This window comes from Streptomyces sp. H51, assembly GCF_035656535.1.
Lineage (GTDB): Bacteria > Actinomycetota > Actinomycetes > Streptomycetales > Streptomycetaceae > Streptomyces.
The window spans coordinates 1-25,067 of sequence record NZ_JAYMHD010000070.1 but is presented as its reverse complement, the minus strand read 5'-3'; the positions used below and the strand labels follow the sequence as shown (position 1 = coordinate 25,067).

General features: G+C 73.5%; 19 protein-coding genes and 2 pseudogenes. 7 read left to right on the top strand and 14 right to left on the bottom strand.

The features are described 5' to 3' along the window. Positions 1–14: 14 nt before the first annotated feature. Positions 15–662, bottom strand: a pseudogene (locus VKA29_RS25480) (class I SAM-dependent methyltransferase); the annotation flags it as partial. 158 nt (positions 663–820) lie between these two features. Here VKA29_RS25480 and VKA29_RS25475 point away from each other — a divergent pair. Then, positions 821–1,348 carry a DinB family protein gene (locus VKA29_RS25475; RefSeq protein ID WP_324788311.1) on the top strand — a complete coding sequence of 176 codons (528 nt, stop codon included), beginning with the start codon at positions 821–823 and terminating at the stop codon, positions 1,346–1,348. 112 nt (positions 1,349–1,460) lie between these two features. On the opposite strand, the gene VKA29_RS25470 is transcribed toward VKA29_RS25475, so the two are convergent. The 3 genes from VKA29_RS25470 to VKA29_RS25460 all read right to left on the bottom strand — a co-directional run bounded on the left by VKA29_RS25470 (position 1,461) and on the right by VKA29_RS25460 (position 4,388). After that, entirely contained in the window at positions 1,461–1,871 is a 411-nt protein-coding gene (locus VKA29_RS25470) for a cupin domain-containing protein (protein WP_324788310.1), read from the bottom strand. Between the two features lie 214 nt (positions 1,872–2,085). Beyond that, positions 2,086–3,102, bottom strand: coding sequence for a zinc-dependent alcohol dehydrogenase family protein (locus VKA29_RS25465; protein ID WP_324788309.1), 1,017 nt, complete (start codon positions 3,100–3,102; stop codon positions 2,086–2,088). Between the two features lie 449 nt (positions 3,103–3,551). Beyond that, on the bottom strand, positions 3,552–4,388 hold the full coding sequence (locus tag VKA29_RS25460) for a class I SAM-dependent methyltransferase (protein ID WP_324788308.1): 837 nt from the start codon (positions 4,386–4,388) through the stop codon (positions 3,552–3,554). Positions 4,389–4,599: 211 nt separating this feature from the next. On the opposite strand from VKA29_RS25460, the gene ccrA reads away from it, so the two are divergent. After that, entirely contained in the window at positions 4,600–5,967 is a 1,368-nt protein-coding gene (ccrA, locus tag VKA29_RS25455; protein WP_324788307.1) for a crotonyl-CoA carboxylase/reductase, read from the top strand. 52 nt (positions 5,968–6,019) lie between these two features. On the opposite strand, the gene VKA29_RS25450 is transcribed toward ccrA, so the two are convergent. The 3 genes from VKA29_RS25450 to VKA29_RS25440 form a co-directional block, all read right to left on the bottom strand. Further along, entirely contained in the window at positions 6,020–6,778 is a 759-nt protein-coding gene (locus VKA29_RS25450) for a thioesterase II family protein (protein WP_324788306.1), read from the bottom strand. A 127-nt stretch (positions 6,779–6,905) separates the two neighbouring features. Beyond that, complete coding sequence (locus tag VKA29_RS25445) at positions 6,906–9,662, bottom strand: helix-turn-helix transcriptional regulator (protein ID WP_324788305.1); 2,757 nt, start codon at positions 9,660–9,662, stop codon at positions 6,906–6,908. A 63-nt stretch (positions 9,663–9,725) separates the two neighbouring features. Further along, complete coding sequence (locus VKA29_RS25440; RefSeq protein ID WP_324788304.1) at positions 9,726–11,144, bottom strand: FAD-dependent oxidoreductase; 1,419 nt, start codon at positions 11,142–11,144, stop codon at positions 9,726–9,728. 233 nt (positions 11,145–11,377) lie between these two features. Between VKA29_RS25440 and VKA29_RS25435 the strand changes: the two genes are divergently transcribed. Further along, positions 11,378–11,821, top strand: a complete 444-nt coding sequence (locus VKA29_RS25435) for a nuclear transport factor 2 family protein (protein ID WP_324788303.1) — start codon at positions 11,378–11,380, stop codon at positions 11,819–11,821. A 23-nt stretch (positions 11,822–11,844) separates the two neighbouring features. Next, positions 11,845–12,294: a nuclear transport factor 2 family protein gene (locus tag VKA29_RS25430; protein ID WP_324788302.1), complete on the top strand. Its 450-nt coding sequence runs from the start codon at positions 11,845–11,847 to the stop codon at positions 12,292–12,294. A 67-nt stretch (positions 12,295–12,361) separates the two neighbouring features. Here VKA29_RS25430 and VKA29_RS25425 read toward each other — a convergent pair whose 3' ends face one another. Beyond that, positions 12,362–13,990, bottom strand: a complete 1,629-nt coding sequence (locus VKA29_RS25425) for a hypothetical protein (RefSeq protein WP_324788301.1) — start codon at positions 13,988–13,990, stop codon at positions 12,362–12,364. Then, the gene (locus VKA29_RS25420) at positions 13,987–14,955 is read right to left on the bottom strand and encodes an ABC transporter ATP-binding protein (RefSeq protein WP_324788300.1); all 969 of its coding nucleotides are present in this window, start codon (positions 14,953–14,955) and stop codon (positions 13,987–13,989) included. Before VKA29_RS25420 ends, VKA29_RS25425 begins: the two co-directional genes overlap by 4 nt. Positions 14,956–15,365: 410 nt before the next feature. Here VKA29_RS25420 and VKA29_RS25415 point away from each other — a divergent pair, with 410 nt between their 5' ends. Together VKA29_RS25415 and VKA29_RS25410 are read left to right on the top strand one after the other, a co-directional pair. After that, positions 15,366–16,460 (top strand): cytochrome P450, encoded by a 1,095-nt coding sequence (locus tag VKA29_RS25415; protein WP_324788299.1) that lies wholly within the window; start codon positions 15,366–15,368, stop codon positions 16,458–16,460. Next, positions 16,457–16,711, top strand: a complete 255-nt coding sequence (locus tag VKA29_RS25410; protein WP_324788298.1) for a ferredoxin — start codon at positions 16,457–16,459, stop codon at positions 16,709–16,711. Before VKA29_RS25415 ends, VKA29_RS25410 begins: the two co-directional genes overlap by 4 nt. A gap of 241 nt (positions 16,712–16,952) precedes the next feature. Here the strand turns inward: VKA29_RS25410 and VKA29_RS25405 are convergent, their stop codons facing one another. From VKA29_RS25405 to VKA29_RS25385, 5 genes are all read right to left on the bottom strand, one after another. After that, positions 16,953–17,858, bottom strand: coding sequence for a tyrosine-protein phosphatase (locus VKA29_RS25405; RefSeq protein WP_324788297.1), 906 nt, complete (start codon positions 17,856–17,858; stop codon positions 16,953–16,955). A gap of 161 nt (positions 17,859–18,019) precedes the next feature. Then, positions 18,020–18,847 carry a class I SAM-dependent methyltransferase gene (locus tag VKA29_RS25400; RefSeq protein ID WP_324788296.1) on the bottom strand — a complete coding sequence of 276 codons (828 nt, stop codon included), beginning with the start codon at positions 18,845–18,847 and terminating at the stop codon, positions 18,020–18,022. Between the two features lie 45 nt (positions 18,848–18,892). After that, on the bottom strand, positions 18,893–19,675 hold the full coding sequence (locus VKA29_RS25395; RefSeq protein WP_324788295.1) for a thioesterase II family protein: 783 nt from the start codon (positions 19,673–19,675) through the stop codon (positions 18,893–18,895). Positions 19,676–19,758: 83 nt separating this feature from the next. Beyond that, the gene (locus VKA29_RS25390) at positions 19,759–20,145 is read right to left on the bottom strand and encodes a nuclear transport factor 2 family protein (protein WP_324788294.1); all 387 of its coding nucleotides are present in this window, start codon (positions 20,143–20,145) and stop codon (positions 19,759–19,761) included. A gap of 71 nt (positions 20,146–20,216) precedes the next feature. Then, positions 20,217–24,956 carry an SDR family NAD(P)-dependent oxidoreductase gene (locus VKA29_RS25385; RefSeq protein WP_324788293.1) on the bottom strand — a complete coding sequence of 1,580 codons (4,740 nt, stop codon included), beginning with the start codon at positions 24,954–24,956 and terminating at the stop codon, positions 20,217–20,219. Here VKA29_RS25385 and VKA29_RS25380 point away from each other — a divergent pair. Next, positions 24,886–25,067: pseudogene (locus VKA29_RS25380) on the top strand (hypothetical protein); the annotation flags it as partial. The gene VKA29_RS25385 and the pseudogene VKA29_RS25380 overlap by 71 nt on opposite strands.

Here is a 25,067-nt window from a genome sequence, read left to right as displayed (position 1 = left end):
CCGGGTCCTTTCACTGCTTTGCGGGCGAGCAGGTGAACTTCTTGGAACTGCCGCCGGTCGGTGGGCTCGGGCCGGCGCACCGTCCGGGCCACCTCGGCCAGCCCGGACTCGTGCAGCAGCGCGGCGAGGTGGTCCGGCCACCACCGGTAGGCGGGCGCGACGGCGTGATCGAAGACCTGTGTCGGGTGAGTCGGGCCGTCGCTGGCGGAGAAGCCGATCAGGAGGTGGCCGCCGGGTGCCAGTACGCGGTGGAACTCCGCCAGGATGGCGGGGAGTTCGGCCGGTGGTGTGTGAATGACGGACCAGCGCGACAGGATGCCGCCCAGCACTCCGTCGGCGATGTCCAGGGCGGCCATCGAGCCGACGTCGAACCGCAGGTCCGGATAGGTGTGTCGAGCCAGCTCGATCATCGCGGGAGAGGCGTCGACGCCGAACACCGCGAGCCCCGAGTCACGCAGGTGGGCGGTGACATGGCCGGGTCCGCATCCCAGGTCCGCGACCCGGGACGCGTCACCACCCGCGCCGACCAGCTCGGCGAAGGCGCTCAAGACCGCACGGTCCAGGGGCCTGTTGCGCAACTCGCCGCTGAACAGCCGCGCGTACTCGGGGGCGACCGCGTCGTAGGCCTCGCGGGTGGCGTCGAGGGCATCGTGTTCGACCATGCTCGCGACTGTAGTCGGGACGGTCCGGGACGGTCGGACGGCGGCGTCCTGCTCACAGGCGGACGACTTCACGGTCTCGCCCGGGAGTTGGCCGAGACGCGTGTTCGTCGACAGCGAAGGCGGTCGTGGACCCGGACTGCTGCTGCGAGAGTCTGATGATGCATACGACACCAGACGGACGTCCTGTCCCGCCCGCGCATGCCGACGAGCGCGCCATGCTGGAGGCATGGCTGGACTTCCACCGTGCGACCCTTGCCCTGAAGTGTTCGGGCCTCGAAGACCATCAGTTACGGCTTGCCGCTGTGCCGCCTTCCCCGATGACACTGCTCGGTCTCGTTCAGCACATGGCTGAAGTGGAACGCAACTGGTTCAAGCGGGTATTCGCGGGTCAGGACGTGCCTCGCATCTTCGGGGAAGGCGACCTGCACGGCTTCGACCTCCAGCCGGAACGCGGGTTCGACGAGGTGATGAGCGCGTGGCGGGCGGAGGTCGCTCAGGGCCGTGAGCTGATCGCTGAAGCCTCGCTGGACGATTCCGGCCACCTGTCCGAACACGAAGCGGGTCTCGTCGGCGATCAGGGAGTCTCCCTGCGCTGGATCATGGTGCACATGATCGAGGAGTACGCACGCCACAATGGCCATGCCGACCTCATCCGCGAGCGGATCGACGGAGTGACCGGCCCGTAGGACGTACGTGCGCGGCCGGACGGACCCGTCGCACCCGGGTACCGCCCTGCGCGCAGCCCCGAAACGGATCCGCCCCTCACCCCCCGGGTGCGGCCGGAAACCCGGAGCGGGCCTACCGCTGGGCGGTCAGGGCCTGGTCGTACTGCGTGTCCGTGACGGGTTCGAGCCAGGTGGTGCCGTCACCGCCGACGACGCCGACGACCATGGCGATGTGCGCCATGAGGGTGGTGTCGGTGGCGCCGTGCCAGTGTTCCTCGCCTGCCGGGCACTTGACGATCTGGCCGGCCGTGACGCGGACGACGTTGCCGTCGCGGGTACCGACCAGGCCCGCGCCGTCGGTGATGTAGAGGGTCTGCCCGTTGGCGTGGGAGTGCCAGTTGGTGCGGGCGCGCGGGGTGAAGCGGACCAGTGCCGCGGCGAGGTTCGCGGGGTCGGTAGGGGTTTCGATCACGTCGAGGTAGACGTCACCGGTGAAGCGTTCGACCGGGCCCTTGGCGGTGGGTGTCTCGGTGATGTGTTCCATCGCTGTTCTTCCTTCCGGGTTGGGAGCGGGGGACGCGGCGGGCCGTTGTCACCGGGCGACGCCGGCGGCGAAGCCGGCACCGGGGCCGCACAGCCACGGGACGGCCAGGGCGCCCTCCTGGGCCGTCCCGAGCGCAGACGGCGCTGGTGGGGGACTCCCGAGAGCGGGTGGGCCGGGCGGACGGCCCGCCGCGCAGGGAGGCGAGCCGTGCGGTTCAGGGCTTGAGGAGGGCTTTGACGGCGCGGCGTTCGTCCATGGCCCTGTAGCCTTCGGCGACCTGGTCGAGGGGAAGGGTGAGGTCGAAGACCTTGCCCGGGTCGATGCGGCCGGTCAGGACCCGGTCGATGAGGTCGGGCAGGTAGCGGCGTACGGGGGCGGGGCCGCCGCGCAGGCCGACGTGGGAGAAGAACAGTTCCTGGCCGTCGACGGCGACGCCGTGGGGGACGCCGACGAAGCCGACCTTGCCGCCGGGGCGGGTGGAGCGCAGGGCCTGCCGCACGGACTGCTCGGTGCCGACGCATTCCAGCACGCTGTCGGCGCCGATGCCGCCGGTGAGGTCCTTGATCCGGGCGCTGCCTTCCTCGCCGCGTTCGGTGACGACGTCGGTGGCGCCGAATTCCCGGGCCGGCTGCTGGCGCGAGGGGTGACGGGACATGACGATGATCCGTTCGGCGCCCTTCTCCTTCGCGGCGATCACCGCGCACAGGCCGACCGCTCCGTCACCGACGACCACGGCGGTGGAGCCGGGCTCGACTTCGGCCGCCTCCGCGGCCCACCAGCCGGTGCCCATGACGTCGGAGACGGCCAGCAGACCGGGCCAGAACTCCTCGCCGGGGACCTCGTCCGTGGCGACCAGGGTGCCCTGGGCGTTGGGGATGCGGACGCGGTCGGCCTGGCAGGTGGACATGAACTCCCGGTGCAGGCAGTTCGACTGGTAGCCGTTGCGGCAGTTGGCGCAGGTGTTGTCGGAGGTCGCGAACGAGCCGACGACGAACTGGCCCGGCTGGACGTGGGTGACCTCGCTGCCCACCTCCTCGACGATGCCGACGTATTCGTGGCCCATGGGGTGCGGGTCGCCGACGGGCTCCGGGCCGCGGTAGGCCCACAGGTCCGAACCGCAGACGCAGGTGACGGCCGTGCGGATGATCGCGTCGGTCGGGTGCAGGATCTTCGGGTCGTCCAGGGTCTCGAAGCGGATGTCACGGGGGGCGTGGATCACTGCTCCGCGCATGAGGGGTTCCTTTGCGTGCCGGGGCGTGCGGTACCGGGCGGGCCGGCAGGCGCCGAGTGCGGGACCGACCGGTCACCGACGGCGAGCCGCCGCCCGGGGACCGGACGCGGGCCTCCACCGGCCGACGTCACGACCGGAACGGAAGCACCACCTCCACCAGGTAACCGCAGCTTCGCGTGCCTGACGAGTCACCGGCGAAGGGTGTACCGGCGGTACATCCCTCCGGCGACGTCCGGGACGTACCGTCGAGCCCGCGGGGTGGGGCACGATCGCCGAGACCGCCCGCACCCCGCGGGAGCACCGGCACCGTCTCGAAGACCGGTCCGAGAACGGCTGCCGCGCCCCGCGTTCGCGCGGGCCCGCCCTCCGTGGTGCCATCTGCTGCGCGCCGGGGATCTCCCGGACACCCGCTCCTGCGCCGCCCGCGACCGACCCGGGTGGCGCGGTGGTCAGGCCGGGGCGGGTCCGTGCGGGGTGAAGGCCAGCAGGTGGAGCTGGGCCAAGCGGTTGACGCCGGGGACGTGTGCCAGAGCCGTGGTGGCCGCCCGGTAGGGGGCGGGCAGCTGGTCACGGCCGGGGATGTCGAAGGCCTTCACCTCGTCCAGGACCCGCAGCCGGGGGTCGAGGTCGGCCAGTTCGGCGGCGCTGGTGATGCCCCAGTGGAGGGTGGCGCCGGAGGCCCTCACGGCCCGGTTGAGGCCCTGCAGGCGGATGCCCAGGGGGCTGTAGGCGTCGAAGGCGAGGCGGCCGCCTGCCCGGAAGTGGTCGAGCAGACGGGTGATGAGGTGCTTGCCGTCCTGCTCGGTGAGGTACATCAGCAGGCCCTCGGCGACCACCATCGTGGGACGGCCGGACGGGACGGCGGCCAGCCAGGCCGCGTCGGTGACCGAGGCGCCGACGGTGTGGTAGCCGGGTCGGGGCGGGTAGAGGCGGGTGCGCAGGTCGATGACGTCGGCCTGGTCGACGTCCCACCACTCGACGGTGGGGGGCGGGGCGAGGCGGTGCACGCGCGTGTCGAGGCCGCAGCCCAGGTGGAGGACCACGGCGTCCGGCTGGTCGGTGATGAACTGCTGTGTCCAGGTGTCCAGTTGGTGGGCCCGCAGGGCGACGCCCGCGGCGTCGCCCGGGGTCAGGTGCAGTTGGGAGAAGTCGTAGTCGATGTGCCGCACGGTGTCGTCGGCGAGGGTGTCTCCCAGGATGGGGTGCTCGCTTCGGGCATCCAGGGCGCGGCCGTACAGGGTGGCGAGGAGGGTCTCCTGGGCGCCGGTGAGCTGAACCTTGATCACGGGGGCGAGGATAGTGGCGAGTGGGGTTCCGGCTGCTGCGGCAAGGCCGGTTTCGGCCAGAGAACGGATGTACGACTCGACGCCATGGTCCGAACCCGGCGGGTGCCCCCTAAACGCGGGGCCGACACCCCTTGACTGGTGCTCCGGGGCGGGATTTCGGCGGGCGGCGTGCGTATCTGTGGATGTCACGCCCGACCAGCCGGAGGCCACTGTGAAGGAAATCCTCGAGGCGATCAACGCGTCGAACGCGTCGGACGGCGGGGCGTCCGCCGTCGGCTTCGCCGAGTTGCCTCTGCCCGAGTCGTACCGTGCGGTCACGGTGCACAGGGACGAGACGGAGATGTTCGACGGCATTCCGCCCTCGGAGCGCGACTGCCGCAAGTCGCTGCACGTCGAGGACGTTCCGGTGCCCGAGCTGGGGCCGGGTGAGGCGCTGGTGGCGGTGATGGCGTCGTCGGTGAACTACAACACGGTGTGGTCGTCGATCTTCGAGCCGCTGCCGACGTTCGGGTTCCTGGAGCGGTACGGCCGGCTCTCCTCGCTCGCCCGGCGGCACGACCTGCCGTACCACGTGCTGGGCTCCGATCTCGCCGGGGTGGTGCTGCGGACCGGGCCGGGCGTCAACCGGTGGCAGCCCGGTGACGAGGTCGTCGCGCACTGCCTGTCGGTCGAGCTGGAGTCCTCCGAGGGGCACGACGACACGATGCTCGACCCGGAGCAGCGCATCTGGGGCTTCGAGACGAACTTCGGCGGCCTCGCGGAGATCGCCCTGGTGAAGTCCAACCAGCTGATGCCCAAGCCGGGGCATCTGACCTGGGAGGAGGCGGCCGCGCCCGGCCTGGTCAACTCCACCGCCTACCGCCAGCTGGTCTCCCGCAACGGCGCCGGCCTGAAGCAGGGCGACAACGTGCTGATCTGGGGGGCCAGCGGCGGACTGGGCTCGTACGCCACGCAGTTGGCGCTGGCCGGCGGGGCGACGCCCGTCTGCGTCGTCTCCTCGCCGCAGAAGGCGGAGATCTGCCGCTCGATGGGCGCGGAGCTGATCATCGACCGCAGCGCCGAGGGCTACCGGTTCTGGAAGGACGAGCACACACAGGACCCGAAGGAGTGGAAGCGCTTCGGCAGGCTCATCCGCGAGCTGACCGGCGGCGAGGACATCGACATCGTCTTCGAGCACCCCGGCCGCGAGACCTTCGGCGCGAGCGTGTTCGTCACCCGCAAGGGCGGCACCATCACCACCTGCGCCTCCACCTCCGGGTACCTGCACGAGTACGACAACCGCTACCTGTGGATGTCCCTGAAGCGGATCATCGGCTCGCACTTCGCGAACTACCGCGAGGCATGGGAGGCCAACCGCCTCATCGCCAAGGGCAGGATCCACCCGACGCTCTCCAAGGTCTACTCCCTGGAGGACACCGGGCAGGCGGCCCACGACGTGCACCGCAACCTCCACCAGGGCAAGGTCGGCGTGCTGTGCCTGGCCCCCGAGGAGGGCCTGGGCGTACGCGACGGGGAGATGCGCGCCAAGCACATCGACGCCATCGACCGCTTCCGCGTGGAGCGTCCCGCCCGGCCGTGACCGAAAACGGTGCCGCCCCCGTCGGCGGGGGCGGCGCAACGGGTGGCCCGCCTCAGCGGGCGAGGTCGCGCACCGTGTGCCGCAGCGCGGTGGCGACGTAGGTGTGGACGCGGTCCAGGTGGTCCTGGAAGGCGAAGTGGCCGCCGCCGAGGACGAGACGGTCGAAGGGACCGGTGGTCAGTTCCGACCACCCGGCGAGCGCGTCGACGCTCACGTACGGGTCGGCGTCGCCGCCGATGGCCGTGAGGGGGCAGCCGAGCGGGGCTCCCGGGGTGGGCCGGTAGAAGTGGCACAGCTCGAAGTCGGCGCGCAGCAGCGGTGAGAGGCGGTCGAGGAGCTCGGGGTTGCGGAAGACCTCGGCGGGGGTGCCGCCGGTGTCGCGCAGCCAGGCGCGGAACTCGTTCTCGGGCAGTTCGTGCAGGGGGCGGGCGGCGCGCGGGGCGCGGCCCGGGACGGCGCTGCCGGAGACGAACACGCGCACCGGTTCCGGGAGCCCCGCGGCCGTCAGGCGGCGGACGATCTCCAGGGCCAGGGCGGCGCCCATGCTGTGCCCGAAGACGGCGTAGGGGCGGTCGACCGAGGGGGCGATCCGGGGCAGGAGGAAGTCGAGCAGCTCTTCCAGGCGGCGGACCGGCGGGACGTCGGAGGCGATGCCGCGGCCGGGGAGCTCCACGGCGTGGACGTCGACGTCGGGCGCCAGGGCGCGGGGCCAGGTGCGCTGGTAGGTGACGGCGCTGCCGCCCGCCCAGGGCAGGCAGAACAGGCGCACCGGTGCGTCCGGGCTCGTCACGTCCCACGGGTTGTCGACCACAGTGCTCCCCCGACCGGATTCGGCTTCTCGTCCACGGCGTCCTGACGGTGTCTCGTCGTCGACCACGCTAGGCGGCCCGCGTTCCCCCTTCCCACCCCTGACCGGGTGCGGCGCACCCCTGTCGTGTTCAGGCGGAGGACAGGCTCTCCAGGTTCTCCAACTGCAGGTCCATGGGCAGGTCCTGACGGCGGGAGATGTTCAGCTTGCGGTAGACGCGGGTCAAGTGCTGCTCGACGGTGCTGACGGTGACGAAGAGCTTCGCGGAGATCTCCCGGTTGGTGTAGCCGTAGGCGGCGAGTGCGGCCACCCGGCGCTCGGACTCGCTCAGCTGCTCGGCGTCCGGGGCGGTGGTGGCGCCGGGCTCGGCCGGCGGGGTGCCGGGGTCCTGGGTGGCCGGGGCGGGCATGATCTGCTCGGCCAGGCGGAGCGCTCCGCACTCGGTGGCCAGGTAGCGGGCACGGCGGGAGATCATGGCGGCCCGGTTGCCCTCGCCCAGGAACTGCAGGGCGCGGCCCAGGTCGGCGAGGGCGCGGACGAGTTCCAGTCGGTCGCCGCAGCGGCGGAGTTCGTCGACGGCTCGGGTGAGCAGCTTCGGGCGCTGGCGGGGCTCGGCGGTGGCGGCGCGCAGCCGCAGGGACAGGCCGCGCACGCGGGGGCTGCGGGCGTCCGGGGTGGCGAGCTGCTCGACGACGAACCGTTCGGCCTGGCGGTGTTCGCCGAGCTGCAGCAGGGCTTCGGCGGCGTCGGTGCGCCAGGGCAGCTGGCGGGGGCGGTCCAGGCCCCAGCGCTGGGCGAGGCGTCCGGCGTCGAGGAACTCGTCGAGGGCGGCGCGGCTGCGGTGGGTGGCGAGGTAGTACTGGCCGCGGGCGCGCAGATAGGTGAGGGCGTAGACGGAGGAGAACAGCTCTTCGGGGACGGGCATCTGCAGCAGCCGTGCGGCGGCGTCGACGCGGCCGGCCGCCGTCTGCGCGGCGACGAGTGCCGCGAGCGGCCCGAACAGGAACACCCCGCCGCGGTCGGCGACCGCGTCGAGGGCGGCCCGCGCCTCGCGTTCGGAGCCGGGCAGGTCGCCCGTGCGCAGCAGGGCCTCGGCGTGCAGCAGTCCGAGGACGGCCTGCCAGCCGGGGGTACGGCCGTCGGCGAGCTGCGCCTGGATGCGGGTGCACCACACGACGGCCCGGTCGGGGCGGTCGGTGTGCACGAGGGTGCGCACGGCCTGGACGATCGGGTCGAAGTTGGCGTGGGCGAGCGGGGTGCCCTTCAGGAGCTGCTCGGCGGCCCGGTCGTCGTTGTCGCTGCCGGGGTGGGTCCACAGGGCGGCGGAGTTGCGCAGTTCGGCGGAGCCCGGCTGGGGGTGCCGTTCGCCCTGCTCGGCGGCGGGCGCGGGGGCGGGGGCGGTCTGGGGCGGCAGGGCGAACAGTTCGCGCAGCGGGTCGGCGCGGGCGGTGCGCGGTGCGGTGCGCTCCAGTGCTTCGGCGGCGTCCTCGATGCGGCCCTGGGCGACCAGCAGGCGTGCGAGGCGTCCGGCGTGGCCGGGGGCGAGATCGCCGCGGCGCAGGGCGGCCAGCGGCTCGTCGAGCTGGTGTTCGGCGGCGCCGGGGCTGCGCGGCCAGGTCACGGCGGCCAGGCGGAGGGACATCTCCCAGCCGGCCTGCGTGTCGGGGCTCAGGCGCACGGCGAGTTCCAGGCAGGCCGCGGCGTGGTCTGGGTCGCCGTCGGCGATGAGGGCCTGCAGGGCGGCCTCGCGCAGCGTCTTGACCGCGTCCGTGCCACGCAGCGCCGCGTCGGCCGCCGGGGTGCCGGCGGTGAGCAGGTGGCGGGCGACGGTGTCGGCGGGGGCGCCGTGCTCGTGCAGGGTGCGGGCGGCGCGGGCGTGCAGGGCGGCGCGTTCGGGGGCGGGGACGCGGTCGAGGACGGCGGCGGCGACGGCGGGGTGGCGCAGCCGGCCGTGCTCGGTCAGGCCGGCGTCCTCCAGGGCTAGGGCGGCACGCAGGGCGGCGCTGGGCGTGGTGCCGGCGAGATCGGCGGCCGGCCGGGGGGCGTCGTCGGCGGCGGTGCCGAGGACGGCCAGGGCGGTGGCCAGTCGGCGCACGTCGTCACCGGCGCGTTCCAGGCAGGTCAGGACGGCGTCGGCGAACGGCCCGTCGGAGGTGGGTCCGCGGTCGTCCGCCGGCAGCGGCAGTTCGGTGAGCAGGGCGCGCAGCAGCAGCGGGTTGCCGCCGCTGATGCGGTGCAGCAGGGCGGCGGTGGCCGGGTCGGCGGACCGTGCTGTGTACCGGGCCAGGAGGGCGGCGCTGCCCCGTTCGTCGAGGCGTTCCACGCCGATCCGCAGGAAGTGGGGGTGGCGGAGCAGCTCGGTGCGGGCCAGCGGGCTGTCCGCGTGCGGCAGCGGGGCGCAGGCGAGGACCAGCAGGACGGCGGTGCCGCGCAGCGCGTGCGCGGCGTGCAGCAGGTATGCCAGTGAGGCGCCGTCGATGCGGTGCAGGTCGTCGACGCAGACCACGACCGGTGCGTGGGCGGCGGCGCGGCGCAGGGCCGCGGTGAACTCGTGGGCGGTGGGCACGGTGGTGGACGCGGCGGTCGGCGGTGGTCCGTCGGCGCCGGTCAGGTCGGCCAGCAGCCGGTGCACCGTGGCGTGCGGTGCGCCGGTGTCGGCGTCACCGGGCGCGGCGGCGCGCAGCACGGTGGCGCCGTACCCGGTGGCCGTCTCGGCGAACTGCAGCAGCAGTTCCGTCTTGCCGCATCCCGCGGCGCCTTCCAGCAGGACGACCCCCGACGTTCCGCCGATGCATGCTTCGAGGGCTCGGTCCAGCTGCGTGCATGCGGTTTCCCGGCACAGGAGCATCGTGTTGGGCCTCTCCGTCTCGCGTTCCCCGTGGCACACGCATCCTGGAGGGGAACGGTTGAGCGAGACTGGAGTGTGACCGAGGTGCCCTCGTGGGGCCGGTCAGGCGACGTCGAGTGCGGCGGTGTTCCCGCCGAGGGCGGCGAGTTCGGCGTCGGTGAACGGCGGGGCGCCGAGCGGGCTGTGGTCGCCGGCCTTGCGCAGGGCGGCGACCAGGTGCGGCGACTCGAGGCTCGCGACGGGCGCGGCGAGCGCGGTGACCTGCATGGCGGCGGCGTTCACCACCGGGTCGTACAGGGCGACGGTGCCCAGCAGGTCGGCGAACTGCCGGTCCTGCTCCTTGCGCGGGGCGATGCGCGGGTCGGCGGCCTGGTTGCGGGTGCCCGGGTAGCGGATGTCCTGGGTGGTGGCGAGGACCCACGGGTCGTCGACGACCTTGGCGACGGCGTGCCGGGTGCGCTCCGCGGTGTCGTCGGTGAGGCCGCCCCGGGCGAGCACGGCGCCGAGGGCGCGGGCGCTCAGCGCGCCGCAGCTCATGCCGTGGCCGTAGACGGGGTTGAAGCCGGCGACGGCGTCGCCCAGCACGAGCAGGCCCTTGGGCCACGGTTCCAGACGCTCGTAGTACAGGCGCCGGTTGACGGTGGAACGGGAGCCGAGTACGGGGCCGAGGGGTTCGGCGCGCCGCAGCAGGTCGGCGATGACGGGGTGGCGCAGGCCGCGCGCGAAGTCGGTGAACGCGTCGTCGCCGGTGGTGGGTTCGCCGCCGCGGGTGCCGGCCAGGGTGACCAGCCAGCGGCCGTTCTCGATGGGGACGAGTGCGCCGTTGCGGCCGGGCTCGCCCAGGCCGGGGTCGGCGGCGACGTTGACCATCGGGAAGCGGTGCGCGGCGCCCTCGGGCGCGGCGTAGATGCGGGTGGCGTACTTGATGCCGGAGTCGACGATGTCCTCCTCGACCTCGGGCAGGCCGAGTTCGGGCAGCCAGCGGCGCAGTTGCGAGGCGCGGCCGCAGGTGTCGACGACGACGTCGGCGTCGAGGGTCCGCTCGGTGCCGTCGGCGGCGCGCAGCCGCACTCCGGTGACGCGGTCGGCGGTGCCGAGCAGGCCGAGGGCGTCGGTGTCCTGCAGCACCTCGACGCGGGGGTCGGCCAGGGCGCGTTCACGCACCACGAAGTCGAGCAGCGGCCGACTCGACGTGATCATGAACTGGCTGCCGGGGAAGCGGTGCTGCCAGCCGTAGGGCGTGTACCAGACGATGTCGCGCGGCAGGTACAGGCGGTGCGCACCGGCGTCCAGGAGCGCCTTGAGCGTGCCGGGCAGGACGGTCTCGATCGCGCGGGCGCCGCCGGACCACAGCAGATGGGCGTGGCGGGCCTGCGGAACGCCTTTGCGCAGGTCGGGGCCGGCCGGGTAGACGTCCCGTTCCAGGACCGTGACGCGGTCCACGTGCCGGACCAGGACGGACGCCGTCAGCATTCCGGACAGACCTCCGCCGATCACCACGGCGCGGGTTCGAGCGGTCATGAGTGCGTGACCTTTCCGTCGGATCCGTCGGATGCCTTGCGCGAATACCGGGATGATTTCGAACCGCCGTTTTCGGCAGCCGCGATTTCAGCGAAATTAGCAGTCGCCGCCGATGTGCCTGAACCCCTAACAACCCCTATCGGATCCGTATCAGCTCGGTCGGCTGTCGCGGCCGGGCCGACGGGTCGCCACGATGGGAAGCGTCTGCCGAATGGACGTGAGGAGACGAGTTCATGCTGGACGAGGCGGCGCTCAAGAAATTGATCCTGGAACACTGCGCCCGGGTGAACGCCGGCGACGTGGCGGGGCTGCTGCGCCTGTACTCCCCGCGGGTGCGGTTCGAGGACCCGGTCGGGGCGGGCGCGCAGGCCGGGCACGAGGCGCTGCGCGCACACGCCACCGGCGCCGTGACCAGCAATGCCGTGGAGATTCCGGGGCATGCGGTGGCCGCCCAGGACGGGCGGCACGCGGCGGTGCCGGTGGTGGCGACGATGGACTACCTGCCGTTGGGTCCGGTGCTGACCCGGCACGGCGTGCTGCCCGCGCCGGCCGACCCGGCACGGCAGCGGATGCGGTTCCGGTTCCTGATGGTGATCCGCGCCGGGGACGACGGCCTCATCGAGGAGATGAAAGCGTATTGGGGGGCGAGTGACGTCTCCCTGTCGGGGACGGAATGAAGACGACCGGAAAGGGAGTTTCCATGCTCGACGAGACGGCCCGGAAAGAACTCGCCCTGGAACACTGCCGGAGAATGACGAGCGGTGACGTCGACCGGATGCTCGAGTTGTACACGAAGGACGTACGGTTCGAGGATCCGGTGGGCTCACCCCCGATGATCGGGCACGAGGAACTGCGGGTCCATTTCCAGCGGGCGGCTCAGGCCAGGACGGTGGATGTCGCCGGTGTGCCGGTGGCCGCGCAGGACGGACTGCACGTGGCGATACCGGTGTCGGTGTACATGAACTACCTGCCGCTGGGGCCGACGCTCACCAAGCACGGCTATCTGGACAAGCCGGCGGACCCGTTCCGCAAGCGGATCAAGTTCTCCCTCACGAGCGTTTTCCGGGCCGGTTCGCACGGCCTGATCGAGGCGGTGTGGGTGTACTGGGGCAAGTCGGACCTGTCGCTGCTGGACCCCGGTCAGGAGTGAGAGGTGCGGGGGCGGCCCCTCGGCACGCTGCGGGGGCGGCCCCTCGGCACGCCGCGGGTCGCGCCGCTCAGCCGGTCAGGTCGCGGCGGGCGAACAGGCTCGACCCGGCCCAGGTCAGCAGGGCGGCGACGGCGGTCAGGGCGAGCAGCGGCAGCGCCCTGGCGTCGGCGGCGGGCAGCGCGGGCAGGTGCGAGAACGGGGAGACGTCCCGCACCGCCTGCGGCAGTCCGAGCAGTCCGCCGAGCCGGCCGACGATCAGGCACAGGGCGAGTGCCCCCCAGGCCGCGCCGGAGGACAGTGCCGGTACGGCGGCGAAGGCGAGCACCACGAACCCGGACAGCGCCAGCACCGCCGGCGCCTGCGCCAGGGCGGCGCCGGTCAGGTCCGTGAGCCCGCCGGAGAGGTCGCCCGCCGCGGCCCCGTAGGTCAGGCCCGCGCTCACCCCGGCGATCAGGAGCAGCAGCAGCGAACCGGCGACGGCGACCGTCACGTGCGAGAGGAGCCAGCGGCCCCGGCTGACGGCGGTGGCCAGCAGGGCCTCCAGACGGCCGGAGGTCTCCTCGGCGCGCAGCCTCAGCAGGGTCTGCACGGCGAACCCGGCGGTGACCGCGCCCACCATCACGATCATCGAGGCGAAGAACGTGTCGACCGGGTCGCCGCCACCGCCGCCGATCTTGCCGAGGGTGTCGGTGAGGTCGGCGTTGTCGCGCAGGGCGTCGCCGGCCGACTTGCCCATGCCGCCGATGACGGCGCCCAGGACGGCGATGCCCGCGCCCCATCCGAGCAGGGAGCCGCGGTGCAGCCGCAGTGCCAGGCCGAGGGGGCTGAGCAGTCCGGGGGCCGCCGAGGCCGGTCCCGGCCGGTCCTGCAGCAGGCCGGCGCCCAGGTCGCGTCCGTCGTTGAGGCGGAAGGCCCACACGGCGCAGGCCGCGGCCAGGACCAGGGGGACGAGCAGGACCCACCAGTGGTCGCCGCCGAACGGTTCGACGCGCTGCGCCCAGCCGATCGGTGACAGCCAGGCGAGTGCGGTGCTGTCCACGGAGGTGCCGCCGCCGCGCACCTCACCGCCGGCGTCGGCGATGCCGCGGATCAGGAACGCGGCGCCGACGGCCGCGCCGGCCAGGGAGTTGGCGCCGCGGGCGGTGCCGGAGAGCTGGGCGGTGATCGCGGCGACCGCGGCGAAGAACAGCCCGGTCGCGGCGGCCGCCGCGGCCGCGGCGAGGGAACCGGACAGCGGCAGCCCGGCCAGCGGCAGCACGATCGCCAGCATCACGAACAGTCCGATGTTCGCCTCGATCGCCAGCAGCAGGGCCGCGGTCAGCGGCGCCCGGCGGCCGACCGGGGCGGCGCCGAGGAGTTCGGCGCGGCCGGTCTCCTCGTTCTGGCGGGTGTGCCGCACCACGGCGAAGGTGCTCATCAGGGCGGCGAGCACGCACAGGTACGTGAAGATCTGCACCATGGCGACGGCGCCCTCGCTGGTGCCGACGGGTGCGCCGCGGGTCAGCAGCAGCGCCGGGGTGTCGGTGAGGGTCTTGACCGCGTCGACGCGGTCGGCGGCGTCGGGGTAGGTCGAACCGACGCTGTCGGCCGCGCTGTAGCCGAGCGCGCCGGTGCCGTAGATCCACGCGGCGAGCTGGACGCGGTCCCGGCGCAGCGCCAGTTTCAGCAGCGTGCGGGTGGCGGTGTAGTCGCTCATCGGGCGGCCGTCCTCGCCGCGGTGCGGCCCGCGTCCGAGGTGGAGTCCGCGTGACCGGCACCGCCGGCTTCGACGTCGTCGCCGTAGTGCCGCAGGAACAGCTCCTCGAGGGTGGGCGGGCTGCTGGTGAGCGCGCGCACCCCGAAGGAGGTCACGTGGGTCAGGACGCGGTCGAGGTGGTCGTCGTCGACGTCCAGGCTGATCCGGTCGCCGTCGACGGCGACGTTGTGGACGCCTTCGAGCGCGTCGATGCCGGTGACCCGCTGCCGGGTCTCGGCGGAGAGCCGGGTGCGGGTGAGGTGGCGCAGTTCGGTGAGGGTACCGCTCTCGACGGTGCGGCCCTTGCGGATGATGCTCACGCGGTCGCACAGCGCCTCGACCTCGCCGAGGATGTGGCTGGACAGCAGCACGGTGCGGCCCCGCTGCCTGACCTCGCGGACGCAGTCCTGGAACACGGCCTCCATCAGCGGGTCCAGGCCCGAGGTCGGTTCGTCCAGGACGAGCAGTTCGGCGTCGGAGGCGAACGCGGAGACCAGGGCGACCTTCTGCCGGTTGCCCTTGGAGTAGGCGCGGCACTTCTTGGTCGGGTCCAGCTGGAACCGCTCGATCAGGGCCGCCTTGCGTGTCGTGTCGACGCCGCCGCGCAGGGTGCCGAGCAGGTCGATGGCCTCGCCGCCGGAGAGGTTGCGCCACAGGCTGACGTCGCCGGGTACGTAGGCGAGGCGGCGGTGCACCTCGACGGCGTCGCGGCGGGGGTCCTTGCCGAGCAGGGTGGCCCGGCCGCCGTCGAGCCGGAGCAGGCCGAGCAGGGCGCGGATCGTGGTGGACTTGCCCGCACCGTTCGGCCCGAGGAAGCCGTGCACCTCACCCCTGCGCACGGTCAGGTCGAGGCCGTCCAGGGCCCGTGTGCGGCCGAATGTCTTGACGAGTCCGGACGCGGCAATCGCGTCATCCGTGTGCGCCACCCGCGCACCACCTTTCACCCGAGTCGTGGTCCGTCGGCGTCCCGCCGTCACTGGCGGAACGCCGGCCCGCGGTCGCGCCGGTTGTCCCCCGCGGCCCCGCGCGCTCCGTCCGGCTGACGGCTCGACGGCGGCAGGCGCCCGGGTTCAGGGTTCCGCGGGGCATTGGCGACAGCAATCTCCCCCGGCACGGAAACCGGCATTCAAGGGTCGCTAGGGGTTCCCGGTAGGGGTTGACCGGCGTCGAGCGGGACTCGGACCGTTGTAGGGCCACGCAGCCCCCTCCTTCAAGGAGTTTCATGCCTTCGCCAACCAGATGCCCAGCAGCCCGGCATTTTCCCTTCACTCCCGTCAACGGGCTGGAAATCGAGCCGGTTCTGGCTGATCTTCGCAGGGAGGAACCGGTCAGCCGCGTGACGCTGCCGTACGGCGGGGACGCCTGGCTCGTGACCCGGTACAGCGATGTCAGAGCGGCCCTGGCCGACCCCCGGCTGAGCCGGGCCGCCGTGGTCAACGCCGATGTGCCGCGCCGTCAGGAGATGCGCGTCGGCCCCGAGGGCATCATGTACATGGACCCTCCGGACCATTCCCGACTGCGACGCCTGCTGACGAGGGCGTTCACCAGACGCCGGGTGGAGGAGCTGCGTCCCAAGGTGGAGTCGATCGCCGCCGAACTGGCCGAGAACCTGGCCCGCAAGGGGTCGCCCGCCGACTTCGTGGAGTACTTCTCCTGGCCGCTGCCGACGCGGGTGATCTGCGAGCTGCTCGGTGTGCCGTACTCGGACCGCGGGGTGTTCCGGCGGGGCGCCGACGCGCTGATGCAGGGCGACACGCTGCCGCACCACGAGTTCACCGGGCGCGTCAACGAGCTCGTCGGCTACATCTCACGGCTGATCGCCGACCGCCGGCAGCGGCCCGGCGGCGACCTGCTGTCGGCGCTCATCCAGGCGCGGGACGACGGCGACCGGCTGACCGAGCAGGAGTTGGTCTCGCTGACGGTCGTCCTGCTCGCCGGCGGCCACGAGACCACCGCGAACCAGATCACCAACTTCCTCTACACGCTGCTGCGTCACCCCGAGCAGCTGGCGCTGCTGCGGCGGCGGCCGGAGCTGCTGTCGCGGGCGGTGGACGAGCTGATGCGGTACATCCCGCTGGGCACCGGCCACCACGCTGCGATGATCGCCACCGAAGACCTGGAGATCGGCGGGGTGCCGATCTCCCGTGGTGACGCGGTGTACGTGCACATCCATTCGGCCAACCGGGACGACGCGGTGTTCGCGGATCCGGACGCCCTGGATCTGACGCGGGAGGACAACCACCACATGGGGTTCGGCCACGGGGTGCACTTCTGTGCCGGCGCCCAGCTGGCCCACATGGAGCTGGAAGTCGCCCTGCGGGTGGTCCTGGACCGGTTCCCCGATCTGCGGCTCGCGGTCGCCGACGACGTCATCCGGTGGCGTTCCAGTCTGCTCGTGCGGGGCCCGCTGTCCCTGCCGGTGCAGTGGTGAGCGACGGGGAGGCGGCCGTCACGGCCGGCGCGCGGTGGGCGGTGAGCGTCGACCGTACGGCGTGCGCGGGCACGGGCATGTGCGTGCACTCGGCGCCGGAGCACTTCGCCCTCGTCAAGGGCCGCTCGCAGGCGGTCCGGGAGTCGGTGGAGCCGGACCCGGCGGTCCTGGACGCCGCGGAGAACTGCCCGCTGGAGGCGATCCGGGTGACGGAGACGGGTACGGGGGTGGTGCTGGCGCCGGAGTTGTGACGCCGGGGACGAGGACAGCGTTGCGGGCCGGACACGTCACGTGTCCGGCCCGCACGCTTCTGCTCCCGGGTGTTCCTGGCCGCACACCTCTGGTACGCGCCTTTCGGGTCCGCGCGTTCCGGGTCCGCGTGTACCGGGTCCGCGCGTTCCGGGTCCGCGTGTACCGGGTCCGCGCGTCACTGGTCCGCGCCTTTCGGGTCCGCGCGTTCCGGGTCCGCGCGTTGCGGTCAGGGGCGCGGTGTCAGAGGTCGTGGCGGACCAGGCGCCGTTGCAGGGCCACCAGGGTTCGCGGGGTCAGGCCCAAGCCGTCGGTGAGGTAGCCGTGCAGGCCGCCGTAGTCGCGCTCCATCCGCTCCACGGCCGACCGCAGGTAGTCCTCGCGGACCTCCTGCAGCGGGATCAGCAGATCGGGGTTCTCCATGTAGCCGGCCGACCTGAGGTAGTCACGGGCCTGCCGGTCGGCGTCGGCCCGGTAGGTGTTGGACAGCAGGTAGTCGCGCTCGGCCTCCGCGGCGGGCACACCGAGGGTGCGCAGGAGGACGTAGGCGAGCCAGCCGGTGCGGTCCTTGCCCGAGGAGCAGTGCACCAGCAACGGGCCCTGGGCGCCCGCGATGTCGCGCAGGGCGGCGGCGAACGCGGCCCGGTTGGCGGGGTCGGTGACGAAGCCCTCGTACGCGGCCGTCATCAGTTCCTCGGCCTTGCCGTCGCCGAGGGTCTGCTGCTGCAGGACGGGGTCCTTGGAGGCGATGGCGGTGGCGATCGTCCGGTACAGGCTGTGGTCGTCGACCGGGCGGGACAGCGCCGTGACGCCGGGCGGGAGGCGGTCGGGGCCCTGAGCGGCCTCCTGCGGCGTCCGCAGGTCCACGACGGTCGTCACGCCCAGCGCGGCCAGGGTGTCCAGGTCGGCGTCGGTGAGCCGGTTGAGGGCGTCGGAGCGCAGGACGCGGCCGTAGGCGACCTGGGCGCCCGTCCAGGTACGGTGCCCGCCCAGGTCGCGGGCGTTGACCGCGCCCTGGAGCGGGACGCGGACCGTGGTGTCGGCCGGCCCGGTGGTACGGGTGGCCGCCACCGGCCCGGGACGGCCGGCGGGCGCGGTGTGGGCGGGTGGCGCTGCTAACAGCAGGGCGAGCGCGACGGTGCCGGACAAGGGAAGCAGGGCAGATCTCACGGGGCCCCCTGGGTGGTCGGATGCGGGTGTCTTCGGCGTCCGGAGCGGGCGTCGGGGCGCGGTGAGGGGTGCTCACCGTCGGCCGTCAGCGGCTCGCCGTCCACCACGCCCCCTCTCGGCCGCCGTGTGGTGATGGTCCGTCAGAAGCTGTACCGCATGACGCGGTTGTACTTCCGCAGGACCGGAATGGCGTTCATGATCCTGCACATGATCCGGGACGTCCACGGCATGTGTGCCACGTACGGGGAGTCCGTGAAGGTCCACTCGAGCAGGTGCTCCAGGCCGGGCGCCCAGTCCTCCAGGGACTTGGGGTCGTCGAGACCCCAGACGAAGGACTTGCCGGTCGCCTTGACCGTCCAGTGCTTGTTCATCGCCTTCACCGAGAACGGGGTGTAGGCGTCGAACAGCAGCTCGCCGGAGGGGAAGCGGTTCACCAGGCGGGTGACGAGGTCGCGTACCTCGTCCTCGGTGAAGTACACGAGCAGGCCCTCGGCCACGACCAGGACGGGGCGGTCGGCTGGGATGTCCGCCAGCCACGCCGGGTCCAGGGCGGAGGCGCCGATGACATGGTGGTGGCGGTCGCGTCGCGGGAACAGGTCGCGGTACAGTTGCGCGATCTCCGGCAGGTCGAGGTCGTACCACTCGACGTCGTCGGACGGGTCGATGCGGAAGACGCGGCCGTCCAGGCCCGCCCCGAGGTGCAGTACGACGGAACGCGGGTTGCGCGCGAGGAAGTCACGGATCCAGCGGTCGAACTCCAGGCCGCGGATGGCGAGGGCGATGGCGTCGTCGTCGCGCATCTTCAGCTGGGTCTTCAGCCGGTCGTAGTCCTCGATGGACTCCACGGCCCGCGCGGCGAGCCGGTCGCCGAGGATCGGGCGGTCCGACTTGGCGTCATGGGCCCGCGAGTACAGGGCCACCAGGAGGTTGCGGGTCTCGGCGCTGAACTGCACCTGTTTGGTCTCCATGAAACACCCATCTCGGATCGTTCGGTCGGTGTGCCGGCCGGGCGGTCAGCTGACCGGGAGCCGGAAGAACGTCGTGAGGTCCTCGACGATCGCCCGGACCACGGCGTCCCGCTGCGGGGTGAGGTAGAAGTGCCCTCCGGGGAAGCTGCGGAAGGCGAATCCCCCGCGCGTCAGGTCCCTCCAGGCCCTGGCCTCGTCGAGGCCGACCCGGGGGTCGGTCTCCCCGGTCAGGACGCTGACGGGGCAGCCGAGGGCGGGCCCGGGCCCCTCGGGCCGGTAGCGGTAGGTCTCGATCGCCTTGTAGTCGCTGCGGATCGCGGGCAGCACCATGCGCAGCAGTTCCTCGTCGGCGAGGACGCCGGCGTCGGTGCCGCTCAGGGCGCGGATCTCGGCGATGAGCGCCTCGTCGCCGCGGGTGTGCACGTTCTCCTCGCGGTGGACGAGGGGGGAGCGGCGGCCGGAGGCGATCAGTCCGAGGAAGGGGATCCGCCCCTCCGCCTCGATCCTGCGGGCGAGTTCGAAGGACAGCACCGCGCCCATGCTGTGGCCGAACAGGACGAGCGGCTTGTCCGCGAGGGGCAGGAGTGCGCGGTGGATCTGGTCCACGAGGGCGTCGACGCTGTCCAGCAGCGGTTCGGCCCGCCGCTCCTGGCGGCCGGGGTACTGCACGGCCGACACGTCGGTGTGGGCGGACAGTTCGCGTGAGAAGGGGAAGAAGAAGGAGGCGGATCCTCCGGCGTGCGGCAGCAGCACCAGGCGGTGCGGGTGCCGCGGCGCGGGGTGGAAGTTGCGTATCCACAGCTCGCTGTGCTCGTCGGTGGTGCTCATGGGCGTACCGTCTCCTTCTCTTCCTGCGCTTCTGCGCTGGTGCCGGGGGCCGCTCGGGCGCCGGTGCGCGGTGCGGGGACCGCTCAGACGCCGATGTCGCTCATGCCCCAGAAGACTCGCATGTCCTCGATGAGTCCGTCGGCGTTGATGGTGAAGATGTCGACGGCGTTGATGTTGGTGCGCGCGCGGTTGGGGTCGAGGATGTTCGTCATCGTCGCGGCGACCGGCACGGCGACCTGCTTGCCGTCCTGGCCGGCGGACGCGTGGCCCGGCTCGACGGTGACCTCGGCGGCGATGTTGCTCATGAAGTACTCCCGCTGCGCGGCGCGGCCGACGCGCGGCTCACGGCCGACGGGGTCCTCGATGCGGGCGTCCTCGGTGAAGTGGGTGAGGATGGCGTCCACGTCGCCCTCGTTCACCTTGCGGAAGTACTCCGCGACGATCTCCTTGCGCTTCTGCTCGTCCAGCATGTCTCTCTCCTCCGGTGGTGGTTGGTCCGGCGCCCGGTCGGGACCGGTGGCGCGCCGTTCGAGGGGCCGCTTCAGCCGAACAGCCAGTAGCGGCGCCGTTGGAAGGGGTAGGTGGGCAGGTCGGCGAGGCGGGCTCCGGTCGGCGCGAACACCGCCGCCCAGTCGACGGGCCGGCCCGCGACGTGGAAGCGGGCGGCCGTGCGCAGGGCCCCGGTGACGCCGTCGGCGTCCGCCGTGCCGCCGCTGCCGGGGGCGGGGGCCCAGGTGTCCGGATCGGTGAGGCCGGCGGCGGCGAGCCGCTCCCCGGTGACCGCGTCGACGACCGGCACGCCCGGTTCGCTCACCTCGACGGCCGGCCCGGCGGCGGCGCCCTCGACGTGGGAGGCGAGCAGGCCGACAGCGTCCTCCAGGCCGAGGACGCCCGCGGCGTGGGCGGCGGCGAGCCGTCCGGGACCGTGGGCGGCGAGCGCCTGCGGCAGCAGACCCCAGTTCTCGTGGAGCCTGTGCAGGGCGGTCTCGTGCGCGAACGCCTCGGCGAGCGGCGGCAGCGGGGCGGCGATCCGGACGTCCAGGTGGGCGCGTACGTGGTCCAGGGCGTCGGCGTAGACGGGGTACGCGGCGTACAGCGCCTCCGCGGCGGCCGGGGTGCCGTGGAAGGTCAGGGACGGGTCCGCCGCGGTGGTGACGTGCGGGTGGTCCGCGCCCTCTGCCACGGCCCGCAGGGCTTCCAGGAGTCCGGCGCGGTCCGGTGCCAGGACGACGGCGCGGTGCTCGAAGGCCGCGCGGCCGACGGCGAGGGTGTAGCCGGCGTCGGCGGGGCCGGGTGCGCCGGCGCCGTCCAGAGCGGCGCGCAGGCGGGCGGCCTGGGCGCGCAGGGCGTCGGGGGTGCGGGCGGACAGGGGCACGGGCAGGACGGGCAGGACGGCGCCGCCGTGCGCACGGCCGGCCGCGGTCCGCACGGCGTCGCTCCGGTGCCCCCGGGTGTCCGCCGCGGCGGGCGTCTCCTCGCTCCCGGACGGCGCCTCCTCCAGGATGAAGTGGGCCTGTGTGCCGCTCGCTCCCAGGGAGGTGACCCCGGCCCGGCGCGGGCGGCCGGTGTCGGGCCACGGGGTGGCGTCGGTGACGAGACGCACGGCGCCCGACGACCAGTCGACGCGGCTGGTGGGTTCCTTGACGTTGAGGGTCTGCGGGAGCAGCCCGTGGCGCAGGCACAGCACCGTCTTGATGACGCCGACGACGCCGGAGGCGGACTGCGGGTGGCCGATGTTGGACTTCACCGTGGACAGCAGCAGCGGGCGGTCGGCGGGGCGGCCGCGGCCGTAGGCGGCGAGGAGCGCCTCGGCCTCGACGGCGTCGCCGAGCGGGGTGCCGGTGCCGTGGCCCTCGACGGCGTCGATCTGCTCGGCGGTCAGGCCCGCGTCGGTGAGCGCCTGCTGGATGAGGTGCCGCTGGGAGCTGCTGCTCGGGGCGGTGAGTCCGTTGGTGGCGCCGTGGTGGTTGACTGCGCTGCCGCGTACGACGGCGAGGACGCGGTGGCCGAGGCGGCGGGCGCGGGAGAGCCGTTCGACGACGACCATGCCGACGCCCTCGCCCCAGCCGGTGCCGTCGGCGTCCTCGGAGAACGGCTTGCAGCGTCCGTCGGCGGCGGCGCCGCCCATGTGGTGCCAGGCGACCGGCTGGGACAGCACGGTGGCGCCGCCCGCGAGGGCCATGCCGCACTCGCCGCGGCGTACCGACTGCACGGCCAGGTGCAGGGCGACGGCGGAGGAGGAGCAGCCGGTGTCGACCGTGAGGGTGGGGCCGTGCAGGTCGAGGGCGTAGGCGAGGCGGCCGGAGGCGATGGCGGGCGCGATGCCGCCGCCGAGGTGGGGCTCGCTCTCCTCGGGGATGCGCCCGCGGGGGACGAAGCCCTGGTAGCCGACGCCGACGTACAGGCCGATCTGCTCGCCGGCGCGGCCGCGCGGGTCGACGCCGGCGTGCTCGAACGCCTCCCAGGCGGTCTCCAGCAGGAGCCGCTGTTGCGGGTCCATGACGAGCGCCTCCTGCTCGGAGACGCCGAAGAAGGCCGCGTCGAACCCGGCGACGCCGCTGAGCAGTCCGGCCTGGGTGAGCGACCGTACGGCCTGCAGGTCGCCGTCGTCGGTGGGGGTCCAGCCGCGGTCGTGGGGCAGGTCGCCGACCAGGTCCTCGCCGACGGCGACGGCCTGCCACAGCTGGTCGGGGCTCTCGATGCCGCCGGGCAGCCGGCAGCTCATGCCGACCACGACGACCGGGTCGTCGTCCTGCGCCTCGGCGGGCGCCGCGGGCGCGGCGGGCGCCGACTCGTCGGGTTCGCCGAGGAGTTCGGCTTCGAGGAAGCGGGCGAGGGCCTGCGGGGTGGGGTGGTCGTAGACGAGGGTGGCGGGCAGTTTCAGGCCGGTGACGGTGGTGACGCGGTTGCGCAGTTCCACGACGGTCAGCGAGTCGAAGCCGAGGTCCTTGAAGGGCCGCCCTGGTTCGACGGCGTCCGCGGAGGGGTGCCCGAGGACGCCGGCGGCCTCGGTGCGCACCAGGTCGGCGAGCAGGCCGCCGCGCTCGGCGGGCGGCGCGGCCCGCAGCCTGCGCACCAGTGCGGAGGCGGACTCCTCGGCGGGCGGGGCCGGTTCGGGTGCGACCCGGGTGGCGCGGACGTCGGGCAGGTCGGCGATGAGCGGGCTGGGCCGCTCGGAGGTGAAGCCGGGCGCGAACCGGGTCCAGTCGACGTCGGCGACGGCGACGAACGTGTCGTCGTGCTCGACGGCCCGGACCATGGCGTCCAGGGCGAGTTCGGGGTCCATCTCCAGCACGCCGCGGCGGCGCATGTACGCGCCGGCACCGTCGAGTTCCATCATTCCGCCGCCGCCCCAGGCGCCCCAGGCGAGCGAGGTGGCGGTGAGGCCGCGGGCGCGGCGCCGGGCGGCAAGCGCGTCGAGGAACGCGTTGGCGGCGGCGTACGCGGAGTGCCGGGCGGCGCCCCAGACGCCGGAGTTGGAGGAGAACAGCACGAACGCGTCGAGTTCGGTGTCGCCGAGGAGTTCGTCGAGGTGCCGGGCGCCGTCGGCCTTGCCCGCGGCGAGTTGCCGGAACTCCTCGGCGGCGGTGTCGGTGGCGAGCGTGTACTGCGGCACGCCGACGGCGTGCACGACGGCGGTCAGGGGCGTCTCGGCCGGGATCGCGTCGAGGACCGCCCGTACCTGCTCACGGTCGGCCATGTCGCAGGCGGCGAGGGTGACTTCGGCGCCCAGCGCGCGGATCTCGTCGGCGAGACCGGCCGCTCCGGGCGCCTGCGGGCCGCGGCGGCTGGTCAGGACCAGGTGCCGGGCACCGCCGGCCGCCAGACGCCGGGCCACCCGGGCGCCGACGCCGCCGGTGCCGCCGGTGACCAGGACGGTGCCGCGCGGCTGCCAGCGCCGCACCGGCTCACCGTCCCCGAGCGGGGCACGGGTCAGCCGCCGGGCGAGCACTCCGCTGGTGCGCAGGGCGAGTTGGTCCTCGTCGCCGAGGCCGCCGGCGAGGACGTGGGTGAGCCGGGCCGTGGCCCGCTCGTCGAGCGGGTCGGGCAGGTCGACGAGGCCGCCCCAGGTGGCGGGGTGTTCGAGGGCCAGGACCCGGCCGAGCCCCCACACCGCGGCCTGCGCGGGCACGGGCGCCCGGTCGGTCCGGCCGGCGGCGACCGCTCCCCGGGTGGCGCACCACAGGGGCGCGGTGACCTGGGCGTCCGCGAGTGCCTGGGCGAGGACGAGGGCGGTGGCGGCTGCCCCGCCGCCCTCCTCGTGCGGTCCGAGGAGTGCCAGCACGCCGTCCAGACGCGGCAGCGCGGCGACCGTGTCGGCGAGCCGCGCGGCGAGGGCCTCACGTGTCCCCGCGACCGCGGCCCGGGCGGGGTCGATCTCCAGGGTGACGGTCTCGGCGTGGGCGGCGAGCGCCGCGGCGACAGGCCCGGCGGTCTGCTCGGAGGTCTGCTCGGAGGTGACGATCAGCCAGGTGCCGAGGGGTGTCGGAGTGGCCGGTACGGGCACCGGGGTCCAGGTCACCTGGTAGCGCCAGGAGTCGAGGGTGGCGCGCTCCCGGCTGCGGCGGCGCCAGGCGGCCAGTCCGGGCAGCAGTTCGCCGAGCGCCCGCCGTTCGGCGAGGTCGAGTGTGCCCGCGAGTGCCTCCAGGTCCTCGGCCTCCACGGCCTGCCAGAACCGCGCCTCGGTCTCGTCGGCGGCGGTGGCGGGGACCGGGTCGGGCTGGGCGGGCGCGGCGGAGAGCCAGTAACTGCCGCGCTGGAAGGCGTACGTCGGGAGGTCGGCACGGCGGGCGCCGCGTCCGGTGTACAGGGTGGTCCAGTCGACGGGGACGCCGCGGCTCCACGCGGTGCCGAGCGAGGCGTACAGACGCGCCAGGCCGCCCTCACCACGGCGCAGGGTGCCCGTCGCGCACACCTCCACACCCACGTCCTGAGCCGTCTCCTCCACCCCGTACATCAACACCGGATGAGCACTGCACTCGATGAACGTGCTGTGGCCCTCCGCCAGCAGACGCCGCACGACCGGCTCGAACGACACCGGCCGACGGCAGTTCTCATACCAGTACTCCGCCGTCAGCTCCGGCCCCTGAAGCACCTCCCCCGACACCGTCGAATACAACGGCACACTCCCCACACCAGGACGCACGAACGACAGCAACTCCACGATCCGCCCCCGCAACCGGTCCACCTGCGCACAATGCGAAGCCACCGTGGAGCCGATCACCTTCGCCCGGACACCCTCCCCCTCCAGACCCGCAACCAGCTCCTCCAGAGCCGCCACCTCACCCGCCACCGTCACCGACCCCGGACCATTGACCCCCGCCACCGACAACACCCCACCGAACCGCTCCAACCACACCCCCACCTCACCCACCGGCAACGACACCGACGC

Bases quoted from the DNA above. Each gene is read 5' to 3' on its own strand.
- VKA29_RS25395 (WP_324788295.1), bottom strand. From the start codon at position 19,675: ATGAGCACCACCGACGAGCACAGCGAGCTGTGGATACGCAACTTCCAC.
- VKA29_RS25430 (WP_324788302.1), top strand. From the start codon at position 11,845: ATGCTCGACGAGACGGCCCGGAAAGAACTCGCCCTGGAACACTGCCGG.
- VKA29_RS25475 (WP_324788311.1), top strand. From the start codon at position 821: ATGCATACGACACCAGACGGACGTCCTGTCCCGCCCGCGCATGCCGAC.
- VKA29_RS25390 (WP_324788294.1), bottom strand. From the start codon at position 20,145: ATGCTGGACGAGCAGAAGCGCAAGGAGATCGTCGCGGAGTACTTCCGC.
- VKA29_RS25440 (WP_324788304.1), bottom strand. From the start codon at position 11,144: ATGACCGCTCGAACCCGCGCCGTGGTGATCGGCGGAGGTCTGTCCGGA.
- VKA29_RS25465 (WP_324788309.1), bottom strand. From the start codon at position 3,102: ATGCGCGGAGCAGTGATCCACGCCCCCCGTGACATCCGCTTCGAGACC.
- VKA29_RS25435 (WP_324788303.1), top strand. From the start codon at position 11,378: ATGCTGGACGAGGCGGCGCTCAAGAAATTGATCCTGGAACACTGCGCC.
- VKA29_RS25470 (WP_324788310.1), bottom strand. From the start codon at position 1,871: ATGGAACACATCACCGAGACACCCACCGCCAAGGGCCCGGTCGAACGC.
- VKA29_RS25425 (WP_324788301.1), bottom strand. From the start codon at position 13,990: ATGAGCGACTACACCGCCACCCGCACGCTGCTGAAACTGGCGCTGCGC.
- VKA29_RS25400 (WP_324788296.1), bottom strand. From the start codon at position 18,847: ATGGAGACCAAACAGGTGCAGTTCAGCGCCGAGACCCGCAACCTCCTG.